Genomic DNA, 18052 nt, shown 5'->3' on the forward strand with positions numbered 1-18052 from the left:
TGTAGAGGTTCCAATGGGCAAGCTGGCGCTGTTCCTGGGTGGTTTTCTGCTGCTGACCATTCTGATTGGTATTCTTGGCACCATTCCACCAAGCTGAGTTCAACTGCTTTTTCCCTGCGCGGCCCGTCCACTTCAAGCGACGGGCCCACGCTATTGGCAAATGGCCGGTAGTCTTCCTCGTTGCACTGCTGGATCAGCGGTAGGTGCAAGTCATTCTCAAGTGCAAAAGCCTCGTGTAGTCTCCCGCCGCCGCTTATTCGGCGGTATTTTGCCTTGGAGTCGATAGATTGATGGAATGCAAGAAAGGCACTTCAGCCATGCTGGAGTGGCGTAGGCGTTATCTCGCCGAAGGCCAGCTTGATGAGCCGGGCTATGATCAGGCACTGCGCAATGCCGAGGCGCTTGAGCAAGCCGGGTCAATCAGTACGCAGGAGTGGATCGAGCTGGTCAAGCTGGCCAATTCGGCATTGCTGCTTGTGCGATAAGTCGTTCTTTACGCTGGGAAATCTGTCCACAAAAAACGTGGGTAGGTCTGTGGATAAAGTGCTGTAAGCCAGATCCGCGGCGGGCTCTGTTAAATTGAGCAGAAATTGAACAGTCGTTTCATGGTCTGTTTCAGAGGGGCGAGTCGGCTTGGCGTAGGGCTACCAGCAAGTCACGTACCCGCGCCGGCAACTCGCCGGCAGGGTATACAGCATGCATCTGTGGGTCCTGGCCGCTGCTGGACGTCAGGCGGTACTGCGGACACACTCGGACCAGGCGGCCGACCTTGACCTGTGCTTCGCCGACCCAGGCGGCGAGGCGGGCAATGCCGGCGCCGGCCAGGGTGCTGTGGTAGACAGCGCTTCCTGAGCCCAGGCGGAGCCTGGGCCTGGGGCGCAGGCTGGTGATCTGGCCATCGTGGCAGAAGTGCCAGGCCTTGAGGATGCGTGGCGCGGTATGCAGGATCAAGGTGTGTCCATTCAGGTCTTCCGGGTGTTGCGGTGTGCCAGCCAGGGCCAGATATGCCGGGCTGGCATACAGGTGGCGCTGGTAGGGCCAAAGCGGGTAGCCGATCAGTTCGCTCGATTGCGGGAATGCACCGCGCACCACGAAGTCGAATTTACCTTGCAGCGGGTCAAGGGCTTCGTCGCTGTACTGGACGTCCAGCGTCACTTGGGGGTAGCGGCGGGAAAACTCGGCAAGCACTTGCGGTAGTACATGCTCTCCCAGCAGTTGCGGCGCGGCAAAGCGAATCCAGCCTTGGGCGCTGCCGCTGAGCGCGGCCAGTTCGTCGGCGGCATCGCGTTGCACATCCAGCAAGCGTTCGGCATGCGGCAGCAAGCGCTCGCCGGCCTCGGTCAGGGTTACGGCGTTGGCGTTGCGGTTGAGTAGTTTGCTTCCCGTATTGTCTTCCAGGGTTTGTACAGCACGTGTAACTGTGCTGGGTGAGCGCCCCAGCGCGCGGGCGGCAGCAACGAAGCTGCGCTTGTGTGCGACGCTGACGAACGCCTGGATTTCCCGCAGCATGTCCAATGCCATTGCCTGCTCCTTGTTGCAGTTATTGCAATATGGCATTTCAACACAAGCGCGCCACTTTGATTAGCCTTGCAGGCGTCTTCACTGCCTGGAACCGCGTCATGATGGATATTGCTGTGCTTTCTGTGTTCGCCTTCGCCGCTGGGTTGATCGACGCCGCGGTGGGTGGTGGCGGGCTGATCCAGATCCCGGCGTTGTTCAACGTGTTGCCCACCGCGCAACCAGCGGCATTGCTCGGCAGCAACAAGCTGGCGTCCGTGTTCGGCACGGCTTTCGCGGCCCGCTCGTTCATCCGTAAAGTGACGCTGGATTGGGGGTTGATCGTACCGGCGGCACTCAGTGCCTTTGTCATGTCGTTCGCGGGGGCCGCCACGGTGTCGCTGGTACCCCCCAGTGTCATGCGCCCGGCAGTGCTGGTGCTGATCGTGCTGATGGCTATCTACACCTTCTGCAAGAAGGACTTCGGCACCTTGCACAAACCTGCGCAGATCGGCCGCAAGGAGCAATGCCTGGCAGTGCTGATCGGCGGCGCTATCGGCTTCTACGATGGCCTGTTCGGCCCCGGCACCGGTAGTTTTCTGATCTTCCTGTTCATCCGCTTCTTTGCCCTGGACTTTCTGCACGCTTCGGCTTCGGCCAAGGTGGTAAACATTGCCACCAACCTGGCGGCGCTGGTGTTCTTCGTGCCGACCGGCAACGTGCTGTACGCCATCGCCTTGCCCATGGCGGTGTGTAACATTCTCGGCGCGCTGACCGGTACCTGGCTGGCGGTACGCAAGGGGGCCGGTTTTGTCCGCGGGCTGTTCCTGGTGCTGTTGTGTGTGCTGATCGCCAAGCTGTCGTGGGACCTGCTGATCGGCTAGTTCAGATCACCAGGCGCTGTGCTTCGGCCTGTTCGACGCGGTTGCGGCCCCGGGCCTTGGCCCGGTACAGCGCCTGGTCGGCACTGGCCAGCAGTTCGTCGAGGCTGGGGGCCGGCATGTCTGCGTCGCAGCCTGCCACACCGATACTCACGGTAATCTGCAGGCGCTGGTCGGCCTGTGTCACGTGCAGGTCCTGTATGGCGCGGCGCAGGCGTTCCGCGGTGAAGTTGGCCCGATCTGGCGCAAGTCCGGGCAGGATGACAACGAATTCTTCGCCACCCAGGCGTGCGATCAATTCATCGTTGTGCAGTTGGTCCTGCAGGGTGCTGGCGAATTGGCGCAGCACCTGGTCGCCGACGGCATGGCCGTGGGCATCGTTGATCGACTTGAAGTGATCGACGTCCAGCATCATCAGGGTCAGTGGCAGCGCCTGGGCGTGCTGTTGGCGGCTCTCCAGCAGCGCGTTGGCGCGGCGTGTGAAGGCGCTGCGGGTGAGCACGCCGGTGAGGTGATCGACGGTGGCCTGGTGCGCCAGACGGGCCATGAGGCTACGGTTGGCCTGGCTGACGCAGGCCACCACCAACGGCCCGAGCACCAGCATGGCGATGCCCAGGCGCGCCGACATCAGCGTGGTAACCCCAGGCTCGCTCTGCGGCACGCTGAAGTGCATGAGGTTTTGCGCCACGGCCACGATCAGCGTACTGCCGGCCGTGAGTGTCAGCAGTGATACCAGGAACGGTGAGTAGGTCCAGGCACACCACAGTAACGCGGCAATCGGGAAAGCAATGGCACCCGGGCCACCAAAGGCGATGCTGAATGCCAGCGAGGCCAGCAGCACCAGCAACGGCGCCAGGCGGATGGGTTGCGCGCCGCCACGCATCAAGGCCCGTACCGAGGGCGCAGTGAGCAGCACTGGCAGCACCAGCACGCCGGTCGAGAACTGTTCGCTGAACCAGGCTAGCCAGGTGGCGCGCAACGACTGTTGGAACCACGGTGCGGCCATTGCCGCTGCCATGCTGGCCGCTACCACGGCAGCGGCGGCGCAGGCGGCGAACACGCGGAGTACGCCGTGCGGGCTGCGCATGCGCCGGTGCATGCGTGGCAAGCGCGACAGCAGTTGCCAGAGGGTGACCACCACACCAAGATTGCACAGGTTGAACCACAGCGCCGGCACCCAGGCACTGCCACACAGCAGGTCGGCGCCGACCATGGCCAGCCACACCAGGCTAAAGCCGGTAAACGTGGCTTGACGGGGATAGCGCAGGAGTATGCCGGCCAGTACCGCATTCACTGGCCAAAACAGCGACAGCGATTCGATCGGGCGTGCCAGGATGCCGCCCAGGGTGAGGGCAAAGGTCACGCCAAGTACAACGATATAAGGCAACACGCGCGATTGGGCTGGAAAAACCATGAACTCGACCGGCAAGCGGAAACGAAATCCAGGACAACGCGATGGAGCACCTGGGGCAATTACCCGCAGTGTGTTGGGTCAGGGTGGTTGATGTCAATCTGCCGCGATTGGTTGCGATAATGTCAAATTGCCTCTACTCCTGGCCGCTTTCCTCACAGTCCAAAGAACCACGGCACCATCACGACGGTAACCAGCATCACCAGCACGGTGAACGGTACGCCAATCTTGACGAAGTCAGCAAAGCGGTATTGCCCGGGCCCAAGCACGAGCGTGTTGACCGGTGATGACACCGGCGTCATGAACGCCGCCGACGCGGCCAGCGCTACGGTCATGGCGAACGGGTAGGGTGACATGCCCAACTGCGCCGCAGTGCTGACAGCCACCGGTGCCATCAGTACTGCGGTGGCGGTGTTGGAAATGAACAGCCCGATCACTGCAGTGACGGCGAACAGGCAGGCAAGAATGGCGCTGGGGCCGGCACCACCCAGCACGTTCACCAGCCCACCCACCGCCAGGTCGATGCCGCCGGTTTTCTGCAGCGCCTGGGCGAAGGGCAGCATGCCGACGATCAGCACCAGGCTTTGCCAGTGGATGGCGCGATAAGCACTGTTCATGTCGATGCAACGGCCTGCGCCCATCAGCAGGCAGCCGATCAGCGCAGCAATCACATTGGGTACGGCGCCGCTGACCATTAGCCCGACCATCACTGCCAGGCTGAGTAGCGCCTGCGGCGCGCGGGTGCGGGCTGGTGCGACCAGGTCGATCTCGGCGGGCAAGCTCAGTACCAGGAAGTCTTTGGGCTTGCTTTGCAACTGGCGCACCGCCTTCCACGGGCCGACCACCAGCAGGGTGTCACCCAGGCGCAGCTTTTCTTCCAGCAGTTGCGCTTCGATAGCTGCCTGATCGCGGCGCAGGCCGACCACATTGAGGCCATAGCGGGTGCGAAACGCCAGTTCGAGGATACTCTTGCCGATCAGTTGCGAGCCTGGCGGCAGCGAGACCTCCGCCATTCCCAAATCCTGGGACTGGTCGATGAAGTAGGCGGCCTTGAAGTGCAACGGCTCCAGTTGCATGGTTTGGCACAGGCTGCGCAGGTCGTCATGCTTGGCGAACAGGTCGAGCAGCAGCACGTCGCCCTGATGCAGCACGGTGCCCGAGTCGGCAGCGATCACGCGCGTGGTGAACTTGTGCTGGCGCTCGATGCCGATCACGTTGGCGCCGTGTCTGGTGCGCAGTTCCAGTTCGCCGAGGTTGTGGCCGATCAGCGGCGAGTGAGGGCGGATGCGCAGGCGCCGTTCACGGCCATTGAGCTTGTAGTCCAGTACCAGGTCCAGCAAGGTGCGGCGGCTTTCCACCCGGCCATCCTTGCGCACTTCACCGTTGAGCCAGTGCCGGGTCAGCAGCATGTAGCCAATGCCCAGCACCAGCACCACCAGGCCGAACGGGGTAAAGCTGAAGAAGCTGAACCCCGCTTTGCCATGGCGGACCAGCTCGCTGTGCACCACCACGTTGGGCGGTGTGGCGACCAGGCTGAGCATGCCACTGATGAGGCCGGCAAAAGCCAGTGGCATCATCAGGCGGCTGGGTGAAAGCTGCAGGCGTGCAGCGATGCTCAGCACCACCGGGATAAAAATGGCCACCACGCCGGTGGAGCTCATGATCGATCCCAGCCCGGCCACCGCCACCATCAGCAGTACCAGCAGGCGTGCTTCGCTATTGCCGGCCCGCTCGCTCATCCATTCGCCGATGCGATAGGCAATGCCGGTGCGCACCAAGCCTTCGCCAATCACGAACAGGGCGGCGATCAGCACCACGTTGGGGTCACTGAACCCGGCCAGGGCCTGTTCTACGGTAAGGATGCCGAGTAGTGGCAGGGCGAGAATCACCAACAGCGCAACCACGTCCATGCGTGGGCGGTTGATGACGAACAGGGTAATCACGAGGGCCAGCAGGCCGAGGACCCAGAGCAACTCATGGTTCATGGGGAGGGGGTGTTCCTTCACACGGGGGCACGATAGACAGTAGCAGTCAGTGTGCCAGCTTGCAGTGAAGGGGGGGTTGATGTGCTGCAACAAAAAGGGCCGCTATGCGGCCCTTCGGTCACGGGCTCAGTGACGGTGGCGGCGGTGCTTCTTGCTGCCGCGGTTGTCGTCGCCCAGATGGTTGCCGAGGGCACCACCGGCCGCGCCGCCCAGGCCGGCACCCACGGTCGAACCGGTCTTGCCGCCTACTGCGCCGCCCAGCAGCGAGCCACCGGCCGAGCCCAGGCCACCGCCGATGGCGGCTTCGGTACGGTTGCCCTTGCGTGCACCGACCGCGCTGCCGGCTGCGCCGCCAACGCCGGCACCGATGGCTGCGCCGGTCTTGCCGCCGAGCTGTTGGCCAACAACGTTGCCCAGGACACCCCCCAGACCGCCGCCAATGGCGGCAGTACCGTCACCGGCGAAAGCGCCCTGGCACAGCAGCAGGCCGAGGGCAAGGGAAGGCAGAGTCAGACGCATGATACGAACCTCAAAGGAATCATCAGGATAAGTCGCCGCGCAACGGGCGGCAGGTCAGGGCTGAAAGGACGCTTCAGCGGTAGTAGCGGTCACCGCGGTATTGCCGATCATCGTCGTCGCGGTCATGGCGATGGTGGTGGCGATGGTCACGGTCGCGGTCACGCCAGCCGTCGTCATCATGGTAGCGATGGCTATGGCAGCCTGCGGTCAGCAGGACAACAGCAACCAGAGAAAGGCTTGCAAGACGCGTGAGCACGATATAGGTCCTTGATCCGCATAGGTTTACAGGGCACCTTCTGAGACTGGGGTCGATCGATTTGGTTTCCCGGACGGGCAAAAAAATTGTGCTTCACGCGATCAGCGCCAAGGCGCCCGCCTGCAACAACGGGCTGTGGCGCTGACCGGCATCGATCGGTCCAAGCGTATCAACGCGCTCTGAGCGTACCTGGCCGGCGGCGAAGTGCTCTGCAATGGGTCGCCTTGGTCAGGGTGTGCAGAATCAGGATGCCGGTTGAATCGCCAGCACCACGCCATTGGTGATCTGCACCAGCACGTAGTGCTTGCCCATGCGCACCCAGTGACTTTCCTTTTCCGGCTCGGGCAGGCCCTTGGCTTTCCAGTCCTTGATGGCCTGGTCATCGCGTTTGTACTGGTCCGGAGCCTTGTCGCCGACGTTCAGTTCGCGGTTGTGGGTTTCGGGGGCGGTGATGCTCTCTTCGCTGGAGGGGGCGGCGCTGACGCTCAGAGGCAGGCAAGGCAGGGCGGCGAGTAGCAGATAGTGCAGTTTCATGATGCGTTCCTTGTGACGGCATGTCTTATCTGCGACAGCGGCAAGTGCCTGGCAATTCACTCGGGATGCCTGCCAGTGCTAGAGTCGCCTTCTTTTTCGCGACCCCGAGGATGGAACATGCGTGCGATTCTGCCGTTGGCTGCGGTGCTGATGCTGGCCGGTTGCGCTTCTGCGACCATGGAAACCGCGCGTGGCGGCAAGCCGACTGCGCAGTTCGACTCGCACAAGGCACCCGCGCTGGTTGCCCAGTGCATCCAGTTCAGTTGGCAGGAAGAGCAGGTGTTCGGTGACGACGCCAGTGGCTACATGGAACCGCGCAAGCAGGGCGGGTTCACCGTGTATACCCGTGAGGCCGAAGCGTTCGTGGACGTGTATCCGCAGTCGGGCGGGGCGCGTGTGGATTACTACGCGAAGAGCAACGACGGCGTGGCCCTGCAGCGCCGGGCGGCAGCTGCAACCTGCCTGTAACTGCTGGCGCTTGTGCTGGCTTTATCACCACTCCTGCAAGGGCCCGCGTATTCAGGGTAGTGAGCAAGGCATTTGTTGCCACAGCAGAGGGCGCGCGGGCTTTACACTTTTTATCAAGACAGTTGTGTTGCAGGGGGCGCGGTGACGGCTAGCATAAGGCGCTTCCACACAAGGACGACTCCATGGACCGCTCACTGCAACTCAACCGCATCAGCTGGGATGAACGTGCCCCGTTGCACGCCGCTTCGAAGGACTACGAAGTCGAACGCCTGGTCCAGCAAAACGGGCACTTGTCCGAAACCGTACGCTTCGACCTGCCACTGCTCGGCGACATCGACGGGCTTGAGACGGTCCATTTACAGTGCCACATCGGCACCGACACCCTCTCGCTGGCGCGCCTTGGCGCCAAGGTTTGCGGCCTGGATTATTCCAAGGCTTCGCTAGCCGAGGCACGGGCTTTGGCCGAGCGTTGCGCGCAGCCCATCTCGTATGTCGAGGCTGACGTCTATGCCGCCGACAAGGTACTGCCGGCGGGTACTTTCGACCTGGTCTACACCGGTATTGGCGCGCTCTGCTGGTTGCCTCGCATCGAGCCGTGGGCGCGCACCGTCGCGGCACTGCTTAAACCGGGCGGGCGGCTGTTCCTGCGCGACGGGCACCCGATGCTGATGGCCGTCAACGAAGACCATCAGGATCGCCTGCAGCTCGAATATCCGTACTTCGAGCACGAATCGCCGACGGTGTGGCACACCGACCAGACCTACGTCGAAACCGATCAGCGCCTGGCCCACACCGAAACCCACGAATGGAACCACGGCCTGGGCGAAGTGATCACTGCCTTGCTGGCCCACGGCCTGCAGTTGACTGCGCTGGTCGAGCACCAGAGCATCCCCTGGGAGGCGCTGCCGGGGCAGATGGTCAAGGGCGAAGACGGTGAATATCGCCTGCGCGAGCAACCGGCGCGCCTTCCCCTGAGTTACACCTTGGTCGCCGTCAAAGCCTGATCAGGACAGGAAGCCACCGTCGACATTGAGCGTGGTGCCGGTGGTGTAACTGGAGGCATCGCTGGCCAGGTACAGCACCGCGCCCGCCATTTCCTTGGGGTCGGCCACGCGCTTGAGCGGGATCTGCTGCAAGGCGGCATTGAGGATGGCTTCGTTCTTCACCAGTGCCGAAGCGAACTTGGTGTCGGTCAGCCCCGGCAGTAGCGCGTTGCAGCGAATACCGAACGGCGCACACTCCTTGGCGAACACCTTGGTCATGTTGATGACCGCCGCCTTGGTCACCGAATAGATGCCTTGGAACAGCCCGGGCGAAACACCGTTGATCGACGCCACGTTGATGATGCTGCCGCCGCCGTTCTCGCGCATCAGCTTGCCAGCCTCCACCGACATGAAGAAGTAACCACGGATGTTCACGTCCACGGTCTTCTGGAACGCCCCTGGGTCAGTGTCCAGCACATTACAGAATTGCGGGTTGGTGGCTGCGTTGTTGACCAGCACATCCAGTCGCCCGAACTGTTCGCGAATGCCGGCGAACACCTGCTGAATCTGTTCCAGCTCACCAATGTGGCAGGCCACAGCCGTGGCCTTGCCGCCGGCGGCAATGATGGCGTCGGCCACCTGCTGGCACCCTTCAAGCTTGCGGCTGGAAACAATCACATGGGCCCCTTGCTGCGCGAGCAAGTGGGCGATGGCCTCGCCGATGCCTCGGCTGGCGCCGGAAACAAAGGCAATCTTGCCGTCGAGGTCGAACAGGTGGGTCTTGGACATGCTGTTTTCCTTGTTATCCGTCGTCGTGGGCAGTGCTCAGAAGCTGGACTTGGCGATGACCTGCAAGGTCATTTGTTCCAGCAAACGGTTCATGTGAATGAACTGGGCGAAACGCTTGTCCTGGGTCTGGCCGTGGTAGTAGCGGTAGTAGATTTGCTGAACGATCCCTGCCAGGCGGAACAGGCCATAGCAATAGTAGTAATCGAAGTTGTCCAGGCGGATGCCGGAGCGCTCGGCGTAGTAATCGACGAACTGGCGGCGGCTGAGCATGCCCGGCGCGTTGCTTGGCTGGCGGCGCATCAGTTGCACTGGCGCCGGGTCGCCGGCTTCGATCCAGTAGGCCAGGCAGTTGCCCAGGTCCATGAGTGGGTCGCCCAGGGTGGCCATCTCCCAGTCCAGCACACCGATGATGCGCATGGGGTTGTCAGCATCCAGGATCACGTTGTCGAAACGGTAGTCGTTGTGCACGATGCCTGGGCGCGGGTGGTCGGCGGGCATTTTGTCGTGCAGCCAGGCGGTTACTTTTTCCCAGCGTGGTGCATCCGGTGTCAGGGCTTTTTCATAACGGCTGGTCCAGCCCTCGATCTGGCGCTGCACGTAGCCCTCCGGCTTGCCCAGGTCGGCCAGGCCGCAGGCGGTGTAGTCCACTTGGTGCAGCTCGACCAGGCGGTCGATGAAGCTTTTGCACAGGGCTTCGGTCCGGCTGGCGTCCAGGTTCAGTTCGGCCGGGATGTCCGAGCGCAGGATGATGCCCTTGACCCGTTCCATCACATAGAATTCGCCGCCGATCAGGCGGGTGTCGGTGCAGTGTGCGTAGGCCTTGGGGCAATAGGGGAAGCCGCTGTTGAGCTGGTTGAGGATGCGGAACTCACGACCCATGTCGTGGGCCGACTTGGCCTTTTGACCGAAGGGAGGTCGGCGCAGCACGAAGTCGCGGTCCGGGTAGCTGACCAGATAAGTGAGGTTGGAGGCGCCGCCAGGGAACTGGCTGATGCTCGGCAGGCCGTGCAGGCCGGGGATATTGGCTTTGAAGTAAGGGTCGATGACGGCCGCGTCGAGTTCTTCGCCGGGGCGTACCTGGGTGGACTGGTCGGTGAGCGTCATGCGTCTTCCTTATTCTCGATAGCAAGTACTATTGGGTAATCTAATGGTCCGCCGAGGTTGGAACAATCGTGCCATGTGCCATATAGGTGAGGGTGTTGCTGGTGGATCACTGCACCGAATGCAGGCCAAAAAAAACCGAAGCCTGGCAGGCTTCGGTTTTTTGATCATCCGGTACTCCCAGCCCTCAGGACGGGAACAGTTCGCTGAGTTTCATCGACAGCATCATGTCGCCCTCAACCCGCAGCTTGCCGCCCATGAAGGCCTGCATGCCGTCGGTTTCGCCGCTGACGATACCCTTCAGCGTTTCGGCGTCCATCACCAGGGTGCAGTTGGCATCCGGGTTTTCGCCTTCCTGCAGGTCGCAGGTGCCGTCCTTGACGATCAGCGCGTAGTGCTTGTCTTCGTCGGTGATGTTGAAGCCGAACACCAGGTCCAGGCCGGCGGCAGCGGATGGGTTGAATTTCTCTTGCATCTTTTTGACGGCATCAGCTACGGAGGTCATGGCGCATTCCTTATAGAGTGATTTACACGTCCCCGCAGGGACACAACAAGCCGGGCTTATCGGTAGGTGACAAGCTCCGGCGCCCTCAACAGCTGCACATGGGCCTGGCTGTTGAAGGAAGTCAGTGCCACGTCGCGGCCGCGAAACTTCAGCTGGCTGAGCGACGTGTTGATGATCTGCCAGTTCAGCGCGAACGCCTGGCTGGGGGTAATACCGGTAACCAGGTGGAGCAGGGCGGCAATGGTGCCACCCGAGGTGAAGATAGCAACATGATCGCCGCTGCCGGCGCTGTCCAGCACGCGTTGCAGGCCCCCTTGTACGCGTGACGTAAACGAATGCCAGGTTTCCAGGCCATTATCGGCATGCTCGCCATCGTGCCAGCGCTGCACCATCAACGCGAACAGACGCTGAAACTCGCTGCGGTGCTGTGCGGCATTGCGCAGCACATGCAGGGCATCGGGCTCTTCCGGCAGCAGGTCGGGCAATAGGGCACGGATCACACCGTCGGCATCGAACTCATTGAATGCGGCGTCGGTCTCAACCGCCGGCACCGGGCAGCCGTTGGCGTGCAGCGCCTGCAGCGCCAGCCGAGCGGTATCCTGCTGGCGGCGCAGGTCGCCAGCCACGCAGCGGTCCAGCCGCACGCCCAACTGGGCCAGGTGTTCACCCAAGGCCTGGCTCTGGCGCACGCCCACGGGCGAGAGGACGTCGTAGTCATCGGCACCGAAGGAGGCTTGGCCATGTCGAATCAGGTAGAGATTGCCCACGGAAGGTTCCGGCCTGTTGGAGGTTGCTGCGAGGTTAGGATGCGGCACACGGGCTGTCAACGAAAAAACATACAAGCGTTTGAAAAGGTTGTTTGAAAGATGTTGCCAGCGTTTACACCGGCTGGCAGCTCTACAGGCGCAACGGTATGCTTGCAACAGTGACGCGCCGTAGTGGCGCAGGCATTTAAGGAGTCAACGTGGAGTTTCTTGCCGAATACGCAAGCTTTCTCGCCAAAACCGCCACCCTGGTCATCGCCATCCTGGTGGTGCTGTCTGCCATCGCCGGGCTGCGTGGCAAAGGTCGGCGCAAATCGGGCGGGCAATTACAGGTCACCCGCCTGAACGATTTTTACAAGGATCTGCGTGAGCGCCTGGAGTCCGGCCTGCTCGACAAGGCCCAGCTCAAAGCACTGCGCAAGCGGCAGGCGAAGGCAGAAAAGCAGCAGAAGAAGGGCAAGGCCGAGTCCGAGGACAAGAGCCGGGTATTCGTGCTGGATTTCGATGGCGACATCAAAGCCTCGGCCACCGAAAGCCTGCGCAACGAAATCACCGCACTGCTGACGCTCGCCACCGCGCGTGACGAAGTGGTACTGCGCCTGGAAAGCGGCGGTGGCCTGGTGCACAGTTACGGCTTGGCTGCATCGCAACTGGCGCGTATTCGTCAGGCGGGCATCCCGTTGACCGTGTGCATCGACAAGGTGGCTGCCAGTGGTGGCTACATGATGGCCTGCATCGGCGAGAAGATCGTCAGTGCCCCATTCGCCGTACTGGGGTCTATTGGCGTGGTGGCGCAGTTGCCCAACGTCAACCGCCTGCTGAAAAAGCACGACATCGACTTCGAAGTGCTCACTGCTGGTGAATACAAGCGCACCCTGACCGTCTTTGGCGAAAACACCGAGAAGGGCCGGGAGAAGTTCCAGGAGGACCTGGACATCACTCACCAGTTGTTCAAGGATTTCGTCTCCCGCTATCGTCCGCAGCTGCACATCGACGAAGTCGCCACTGGCGAAGTCTGGCTGGGCGTGGCGGCGCTCAATCGCAAGCTGGTGGACGAGCTGCAGACCAGTGACGAGTACCTGAGCGAACGCGCACGCAACGCCAACCTGTTCCACCTGCACTATGCCCAACGCAAGAGCCTGCAGGAGCGTATTGGCATGGCCGCCAGCGGTACAGTGGAGAACACGGTGCTGGGCTTGTGGAGCAAACTCAGCCGCCTGCGCTAACACCTTGAACCTGTTGAAATTTTTTTTCGTTCAGGGGGTTGCAAGGTTAAAAGAATGAAGACATAATGGCGCCCATCGAAACGCAGCAAACTTTGAAAAAGGTTCAGCGTTTCAAGGAGATAGCAAAGCGCAAGCAGCTAGATCCGACCTTTGAGGCCGAGTAGCAAAGTGGTTATGCTCCGGATTGCAAATCCGTCTACGCCGGTTCGATTCCGACCTCGGCCTCCACCATTCGAAAGCCCCGCAGATTAACGTCTGCGGGGTTTTTCTTTGCACGCAGAAAAAACGGATCGTTTCCGCATCCTGAGGCATCGTTTCCGCATCAGCGATTTACTTGGTAGGAGAAACCACCTCACCGACTCGGCGATACACCCGCTTGGTGATCTCCTCCTTGGAGTGGCCCAGCAGCCGGCTGGCGTGACTGATGTCCTCGATTTCCGAGGCCGCCTTAGGTCGGATATCACGGAACTGGAACTGCCGCACCTTGGTGGCCAAATCAGCGTTGCCGTCGGCGATGAGCTTCCGAGCAGCCTTGTCACGCGCCTCGCTGAAGCGGTTCCTTAACATCTCCCAGCTCATTCGCAGACCCGAGTCGTTGGTGATCAGTCGCGAGTTGCGCACTCCCTGCAGCTTGCGGCGTTCGAGTAGCGCCTCGATGAACAGCCCAAGGCCGGTCAGTTCGCCATTGACGTGCCGGCGGATGCGCAGTTTCTTGTCGGTCTTGTTCTGGTCTACCCATAGGTAGTCCTCGTCAAGGTCGACAGTGCTGAACTTCAATGTGTCGGCGGGGCGCTGGCCGGCTAGGTAGGCCAAATCCATGGCGTCCTTCAAGCCCTGGTCGGCCTCCGCATACACTGCGTCCCAGACTTCATCGGCGGCGTAGAAGTCGCGTATTTTCTCTTTATTGCGACGAACCGCCAGGCACGGATTTCGATCTGCGAACCCCCACTCCATGGCCATGGTGAATACATGCGAAAGCAGGGCGATTTCCCGGTTTGCCCGGGTCTTCGCGGTGCGGGCATCCCGATACTGCGCGACGACCGGCGGCGTGATGGCCTCGATGGGAGCGTCGGCAAACGCTGTGCGCAGGCGCTCCAGTTCGTATTTGTTGTCTTTCTGGGTGCGTGGCGCCTTTGCCGGGATGATGTCACGCTCGTACCGGTCGAATAGCTCACCCATCGTTGCCATCACCTTCGGAGCTGCCTTGTGCTCCAGGCGTGCCCACTCGAGCTTGGCCTCGGCGAGGTCGGTCCCCAGTGGAATTTCCTGCCGATTTCCGTCTGCATCCCGCCCGTTGTAGTAGTACCCGACCCACAATTTGCCGCTCTTCAGCTTGCGAACTCGCCGCAGCATCCGAGGCGGCAGGTCCTTGTTCGATGCCTTCCTGTTGCGCATCTGTTACCCCACGCGCGATAAGTCTAATGTCCAAGTTTCTGTTGCAGCATTCGTTGCGGTTGGCTTCACGCCGGCCATTTTGAGGCGGGCGTATACCCGCCCAACAACGGGCCGCCTGGCCCGAGTCAGCGTGTACTGCCAGCCGTTTTTGGCCAGCCAGGCGATTTGTTTGCTTGGGATCTGGTAGCCGGTGATTCGCATCACCTCTTCTTCATCAAGAAACTCGCTTGCATGTTCCATAGTGCTGGCTCCGCGCCTTCGATGGCGGCAGGTTGGGGTTCTCGTTCGGGACATGATCTGCTCGTCCAACCTGGGTGGTGGTGAAGCCCGCGGCTTGGCGGATCTTGGCGCAGCGGCTGTGTTCGCCGCGTGTGCGCGGAACGCTGCAGACATCACACATAACGGACATGGCGGGGCGAACGAAGCTCTGTACCCCCTTTGCATCCCTGGTGTTCGGCTTGTAATTGGGCCTGGTTGTCACAGCGAGTACCTCTCATGGATTCGACGAGCGTTCGGGCTCACGGCCAAGTGCTCGAAGTTCTGGCGGATGTTCTCCGTGAATAGCGTCTCTGGCTGCGAGTGTTGAGCTTTGTTGAGGCGCTGTAATTCGATCCAAACGGCGATCAGCGCAGCGACAAGCCCAAGGCTGATCAGCTGCCAAATGCGGACATGGTTAGCCATGCTGGCGACCCTGACTGAGCTGGTTGAGCACCTGCCTGCTCGCAAGCTCGAACAGCTCGTTGGCAGATATTGGCGTAAGCGACTGCTCACAATTGCGCACGGCGTCAAAACGCGTGCGATACAGTCCGGCCTGGCCGAGCCACGCGACGGCGTGATGCTCAGCGTTCGAAACGGGGCAGGGTGTCGCTAGGCGTTCACCTTGAGAGGCAAGCTTGCATTTCTTGCAGATGTGATAACCCCCGTCATACGGGTCAACCGTTTCCCAGAGGTGCTTGTGTATGGTCATGCTGCACTCCCTGCGTTTGCGCGGCCGGCCGGAGTGTCGCGCAGCTGGATGTGAATTCGTTTAGCTAGACCTCCCAATTGGGTGGCTTGCAAGCCGGCGCGTGATGCCTGCTGAGTTGCCTTCATTGCAGTAAGCGTCCGCTCGGTCAGGTTCAGGGTTTCTATGGCGCTGATGAGCAGCTCGTAATCCGCCCTGGTCACCGCGAGCCCGGTGTAGGACATGATCCGGGCTTCGAGTTCGCGGATGCTGCCTTTGAGGTGTGCGACAGTCAGGTGATGCTTCTGCTGATCCGCTTCGGTCTGGACTCGGGCTTGGTCCAGGTCGTCCTGAAGCCCTTTTATCTGCAATTTCAGCTCGGCTTTCAGGCGCTGTTTGCCAGTGTCAAGGCCTCTGTTGAAGGCGCGATGACGGGCTTTGGCAAAGAGGAAAGGCAGAATGATCAGGGTGGACAGCCAGAGGATACCCATGGCAAGAACTAGTTGATGCGGTTGCATGTGCTGTGCTCCGAAAGAGCCCTCCGCCGTTGATGTGAGAGTCGGCGGGGGCCGTATGCCCCTGATGGCCGGGGCCGCCTGGTCAAGCAGATTGGGTCGAGCGTTCGGCCTGCCGGTCCAGATATGCGGCAAGGTTGTGCAGGTAGATCACGTGCTGCGCTTTCTTCGAGCTGTCGATCTTGCTCAGCTGAAGATCAATCCTCCCTTTGTTGATCAGCTCTTTGAACCGCCTGTCTGACCCAATGTGTGGGAAATATCGCTCTCTGACGGCAGTGAGCGTTGGGCAGGGGGTGGTCCACTCGCTGCGGAGCTGTTCCAGCGTACTCATGCGCATTTCCCGATACCGTCAGGGCTGGGCCGAAGCTTCGCGCGGACTGCTGCTGCGAGCTGCTCTTTACTGGCCCCCGTCACTGCAGCGCAGACATCGCCCTGGTCGTCAGTAACGACGGCGCCAAGGGGAAGCTGTCGGTTGACGGTGGCGATAACGTAGGCTGTCTGACCTGTCTGCAGGACCTCTTCAACGCTGACTTGCGCCTCCATGAGTGCAAGCGCTTCTTCCGCCTGGGCTGCGGAGTCAGCTCGGCCATTCGCGATGTCCTGCACAAAATCTCTTAAGGACTGGCACTTGGTGGAGAGGGCGCGCGGAAGTTTCAGGCTGCTGCAAAGCGGCCCAAGGGTCACCTTGATGCTGTGATGCGTACTGTCATTTTCGATCTCGATCTGTGCATCGACCGTCGCTTCAGGACGCTGCAATTTGCAGGTCGCAGTGCCGCCGTTATCCAAGGTGCGTTGCAGCAGCATGACCTGGCGAAGGGAGATCCTGAATTCGCTCATGCAGCACCCCCATTGGCAGGTACCGCATGGGCTTTACCTTCGAGCGTGACGACCAGCTGCAAGCCGGTGCTGCGCTGGAAAGCCTGTATTTTTGCCACGCTGCTGCAGGCGGTTGGATGGATCAGAATTGCTACCGATCCGTTGTGCTGTGCTGATTTCATTCTTCGTGTCCTTGATGTGAGAGAGGGGCACGAAGCTGAAATTAGCAAAAGCTAAATAATTGTTCAATAGCATATGCTAAATTGCATGGGCGTGGTTGCGCCCCGGCGGATGGCCGGTAGGACACAACCCAAGGAGGCGTTAGAGCTTTTTTGCGTTCCAGGCCAGTAGGACACGGGCCTGGATATGCATCCGCTCGATCATCGACTCGTCGATGGTAATCGGCGGGTAGATAGGATTATCGGAGATCATTCGGAGCTGGCCTCCAGTCAGACGCTGCAGGCGTTTGATGTAGAGATCGCCATCGAGGGTGAAGACATAAATTGCGTCTGTCTTCACCTCGGTGATCCCGCGATCCACAAGCAGGGCATCGCCGTCTGCGAATGTGCCAGACATGCTGTCGCCATCGCCAGTGATGATCGCCAAGTTGTCGATGTTGGAAAAACTAAGGCCCTGCATCCTGAGCCAGTCTAGGTGAACCGTCATGTCGCGGATGACTTCAATGTGCATTTCCGGGGCTGCCTTGCCATGCCCCATAGAAGCCGCGACATCGAGATGCGGAATCAGAACGTAGTTCTTGTCCTTTGCTGTCCTGGTGGGCAGGCGAACCACGTTGGTTGGGGCTGCGATGGAGGGTTCCTCCATTGGAGGAGATGTCAGCGTCCCTGCTGCAAGCCCAATCTTGAGCTCGAGATTAAGCGCAGCCTTTTCCCCCAGCTTGCGGTGGCCGTTGAGCAGTTGCGACAGGTACGACGCGTCTAGGTCGTGAGCCTCGGCGAATTCCTTCTGGCTCAGATTCCCCATGATCGTACGGAGGGAGGCGATGCGCCTTTCATTAATGTCCATCTGCAGATGATTGCTTTCCGTTAGCAAACAGTAAATTACTAGTTGCTATTGCCTTGATAATTAGCAATTGCTAATCTTCCGGGCGGTGGAGGTGTCTATGACGCTTAGCGAATATTTGAAAACGATAGACAAGGAAGGGGTCGACGCCCTCGCACGGCACTGCGGAACATCGGTCGGCCAGCTGAAGCAAGTCGCTTATGGAAACCGCCGCGCAGGTGCGGGGTTGGCTGTCAATTTGGATCGAGAAACGGGAGGGGAGGTTACTTGTGAGTCGCTGCGACCGGACATTGACTGGGGATACTTAAGGCAAGGAAAGGGGTAAGAACGCTGGGCCAGGACTCTCACCTCCCAGCCCAGCTATGACAGTACGAAGCACCATCACTCTCGTCGGCCGGTGTCCTCTCTCACAAGTTCAGCCGGACGACTATTACCACATGC

At 60.8% G+C, this 18052-nt stretch carries 25 protein-coding genes and 1 tRNA gene; 7 read left to right on the plus strand and 19 right to left on the minus strand.

Annotated features, from left to right (window positions below; all coding sequences use genetic code 11):
* Nucleotides 1-290 precede the first annotated feature (290 nt).
* Nucleotides 291-485: a hypothetical protein gene (locus ACF8RA_RS05060; protein ID WP_176682315.1), complete on the plus strand. Its 195-nt coding sequence runs from the start codon at nucleotides 291-293 to the stop codon at nucleotides 483-485.
* A gap of 130 nt (nucleotides 486-615) precedes the next feature.
* Here the strand turns inward: ACF8RA_RS05060 and ACF8RA_RS05065 are convergent, their stop codons facing one another.
* Complete coding sequence (locus ACF8RA_RS05065; RefSeq protein ID WP_176682316.1) at nucleotides 616-1521, minus strand: LysR family transcriptional regulator; 906 nt, start codon at nucleotides 1519-1521, stop codon at nucleotides 616-618.
* Between the two features lie 98 nt (nucleotides 1522-1619).
* On the opposite strand from ACF8RA_RS05065, the gene ACF8RA_RS05070 reads away from it, so the two are divergent.
* The gene (locus ACF8RA_RS05070; RefSeq protein WP_176682317.1) at nucleotides 1620-2381 is read left to right on the plus strand and encodes a TSUP family transporter; all 762 of its coding nucleotides are present in this window, start codon (nucleotides 1620-1622) and stop codon (nucleotides 2379-2381) included.
* Nucleotide 2382: 1 nt separating this feature from the next.
* On the opposite strand, the gene ACF8RA_RS05075 is transcribed toward ACF8RA_RS05070, so the two are convergent.
* The 5 genes from ACF8RA_RS05075 to ACF8RA_RS05095 all read right to left on the minus strand — a co-directional run bounded on the left by ACF8RA_RS05075 (nucleotide 2383) and on the right by ACF8RA_RS05095 (nucleotide 7083).
* A complete protein-coding gene (locus tag ACF8RA_RS05075; protein WP_176682318.1) occupies nucleotides 2383-3807 on the minus strand; it encodes a GGDEF domain-containing protein in 1425 nt (474 codons plus the stop codon).
* Between the two features lie 137 nt (nucleotides 3808-3944).
* Nucleotides 3945-5774 carry an SLC13 family permease gene (locus ACF8RA_RS05080; RefSeq protein ID WP_392462035.1) on the minus strand — a complete coding sequence of 610 codons (1830 nt, stop codon included), beginning with the start codon at nucleotides 5772-5774 and terminating at the stop codon, nucleotides 3945-3947.
* A gap of 126 nt (nucleotides 5775-5900) precedes the next feature.
* Nucleotides 5901-6293: a glycine zipper domain-containing protein gene (locus ACF8RA_RS05085; protein WP_016498896.1), complete on the minus strand. Its 393-nt coding sequence runs from the start codon at nucleotides 6291-6293 to the stop codon at nucleotides 5901-5903.
* 73 nt (nucleotides 6294-6366) lie between these two features.
* Entirely contained in the window at nucleotides 6367-6549 is a 183-nt protein-coding gene (locus ACF8RA_RS05090; RefSeq protein ID WP_176682320.1) for a hypothetical protein, read from the minus strand.
* A gap of 243 nt (nucleotides 6550-6792) precedes the next feature.
* The gene (locus ACF8RA_RS05095) at nucleotides 6793-7083 is read right to left on the minus strand and encodes an RcnB family protein (protein WP_176682321.1); all 291 of its coding nucleotides are present in this window, start codon (nucleotides 7081-7083) and stop codon (nucleotides 6793-6795) included.
* 117 nt (nucleotides 7084-7200) lie between these two features.
* Here ACF8RA_RS05095 and ACF8RA_RS05100 point away from each other — a divergent pair, with 117 nt between their 5' ends.
* Together ACF8RA_RS05100 and ACF8RA_RS05105 are read left to right on the plus strand one after the other, a co-directional pair.
* Nucleotides 7201-7551 carry a hypothetical protein gene (locus ACF8RA_RS05100; RefSeq protein ID WP_176682322.1) on the plus strand — a complete coding sequence of 117 codons (351 nt, stop codon included), beginning with the start codon at nucleotides 7201-7203 and terminating at the stop codon, nucleotides 7549-7551.
* Between the two features lie 182 nt (nucleotides 7552-7733).
* Nucleotides 7734-8555, plus strand: a complete 822-nt coding sequence (locus ACF8RA_RS05105; RefSeq protein WP_392462036.1) for a class I SAM-dependent methyltransferase — start codon at nucleotides 7734-7736, stop codon at nucleotides 8553-8555.
* Here the strand turns inward: ACF8RA_RS05105 and ACF8RA_RS05110 are convergent, their stop codons facing one another.
* The 4 genes from ACF8RA_RS05110 to ACF8RA_RS05125 form a co-directional block, all read right to left on the minus strand.
* Complete coding sequence (locus ACF8RA_RS05110; RefSeq protein WP_021782185.1) at nucleotides 8556-9323, minus strand: SDR family oxidoreductase; 768 nt, start codon at nucleotides 9321-9323, stop codon at nucleotides 8556-8558.
* 36 nt (nucleotides 9324-9359) lie between these two features.
* Nucleotides 9360-10427, minus strand: a complete 1068-nt coding sequence (locus tag ACF8RA_RS05115) for a phosphotransferase family protein (protein WP_176682324.1) — start codon at nucleotides 10425-10427, stop codon at nucleotides 9360-9362.
* Between the two features lie 184 nt (nucleotides 10428-10611).
* The gene (locus ACF8RA_RS05120; RefSeq protein WP_003251077.1) at nucleotides 10612-10929 is read right to left on the minus strand and encodes an SCP2 sterol-binding domain-containing protein; all 318 of its coding nucleotides are present in this window, start codon (nucleotides 10927-10929) and stop codon (nucleotides 10612-10614) included.
* 56 nt (nucleotides 10930-10985) lie between these two features.
* Nucleotides 10986-11696 carry a histidine phosphatase family protein gene (locus ACF8RA_RS05125; protein WP_176682325.1) on the minus strand — a complete coding sequence of 237 codons (711 nt, stop codon included), beginning with the start codon at nucleotides 11694-11696 and terminating at the stop codon, nucleotides 10986-10988.
* Between the two features lie 197 nt (nucleotides 11697-11893).
* Between ACF8RA_RS05125 and sohB the strand changes: the two genes are divergently transcribed.
* Together sohB and ACF8RA_RS05135 are read left to right on the plus strand one after the other, a co-directional pair.
* Nucleotides 11894-12919, plus strand: coding sequence for a protease SohB (gene sohB, locus ACF8RA_RS05130; protein ID WP_176682326.1), 1026 nt, complete (start codon nucleotides 11894-11896; stop codon nucleotides 12917-12919).
* 154 nt (nucleotides 12920-13073) lie between these two features.
* A tRNA-Cys gene (locus ACF8RA_RS05135) sits at nucleotides 13074-13147 on the plus strand.
* A gap of 102 nt (nucleotides 13148-13249) precedes the next feature.
* On the opposite strand, the gene ACF8RA_RS05140 is transcribed toward ACF8RA_RS05135, so the two are convergent.
* The 9 genes from ACF8RA_RS05140 to ACF8RA_RS05180 all read right to left on the minus strand — a co-directional run bounded on the left by ACF8RA_RS05140 (nucleotide 13250) and on the right by ACF8RA_RS05180 (nucleotide 17614).
* Complete coding sequence (locus ACF8RA_RS05140) at nucleotides 13250-14314, minus strand: integrase (RefSeq protein WP_161751009.1); 1065 nt, start codon at nucleotides 14312-14314, stop codon at nucleotides 13250-13252.
* Nucleotides 14315-14317: 3 nt separating this feature from the next.
* A complete protein-coding gene (locus ACF8RA_RS05145) occupies nucleotides 14318-14554 on the minus strand; it encodes a DUF4224 domain-containing protein (protein ID WP_099454697.1) in 237 nt (78 codons plus the stop codon).
* 237 nt (nucleotides 14555-14791) lie between these two features.
* Nucleotides 14792-14995: a hypothetical protein gene (locus ACF8RA_RS05150; protein WP_392518857.1), complete on the minus strand. Its 204-nt coding sequence runs from the start codon at nucleotides 14993-14995 to the stop codon at nucleotides 14792-14794.
* Nucleotides 14988-15281, minus strand: a complete 294-nt coding sequence (locus tag ACF8RA_RS05155; RefSeq protein WP_392518859.1) for a hypothetical protein — start codon at nucleotides 15279-15281, stop codon at nucleotides 14988-14990. The genes ACF8RA_RS05150 and ACF8RA_RS05155 overlap by 8 nt, the downstream gene beginning before the upstream one ends.
* Nucleotides 15278-15775 (minus strand): hypothetical protein, encoded by a 498-nt coding sequence (locus tag ACF8RA_RS05160; protein ID WP_392518860.1) that lies wholly within the window; start codon nucleotides 15773-15775, stop codon nucleotides 15278-15280. The genes ACF8RA_RS05155 and ACF8RA_RS05160 overlap by 4 nt, the downstream gene beginning before the upstream one ends.
* Before the next feature lie 82 nt (nucleotides 15776-15857).
* Nucleotides 15858-16103 carry a pyocin activator PrtN family protein gene (locus ACF8RA_RS05165; protein WP_019096608.1) on the minus strand — a complete coding sequence of 82 codons (246 nt, stop codon included), beginning with the start codon at nucleotides 16101-16103 and terminating at the stop codon, nucleotides 15858-15860.
* Nucleotides 16100-16609 (minus strand): hypothetical protein, encoded by a 510-nt coding sequence (locus ACF8RA_RS05170; RefSeq protein WP_392518861.1) that lies wholly within the window; start codon nucleotides 16607-16609, stop codon nucleotides 16100-16102. The genes ACF8RA_RS05165 and ACF8RA_RS05170 overlap by 4 nt, the downstream gene beginning before the upstream one ends.
* Nucleotides 16606-16770 carry a hypothetical protein gene (locus ACF8RA_RS05175; protein ID WP_156676014.1) on the minus strand — a complete coding sequence of 55 codons (165 nt, stop codon included), beginning with the start codon at nucleotides 16768-16770 and terminating at the stop codon, nucleotides 16606-16608. Before ACF8RA_RS05175 ends, ACF8RA_RS05170 begins: the two co-directional genes overlap by 4 nt.
* A gap of 139 nt (nucleotides 16771-16909) precedes the next feature.
* Complete coding sequence (locus ACF8RA_RS05180; protein ID WP_392518862.1) at nucleotides 16910-17614, minus strand: S24 family peptidase; 705 nt, start codon at nucleotides 17612-17614, stop codon at nucleotides 16910-16912.
* Nucleotides 17615-17711: 97 nt separating this feature from the next.
* On the opposite strand from ACF8RA_RS05180, the gene ACF8RA_RS05185 reads away from it, so the two are divergent.
* Complete coding sequence (locus ACF8RA_RS05185) at nucleotides 17712-17936, plus strand: YdaS family helix-turn-helix protein (protein WP_019096612.1); 225 nt, start codon at nucleotides 17712-17714, stop codon at nucleotides 17934-17936.
* The last annotated feature ends 116 nt before the right edge of the window (nucleotides 17937-18052 follow it).

Source organism: Pseudomonas sp. FYR_5, from assembly GCF_043106315.1.
GTDB classification, from domain to species: Bacteria; Pseudomonadota; Gammaproteobacteria; order Pseudomonadales; family Pseudomonadaceae; genus Aquipseudomonas; species Aquipseudomonas putida_Y.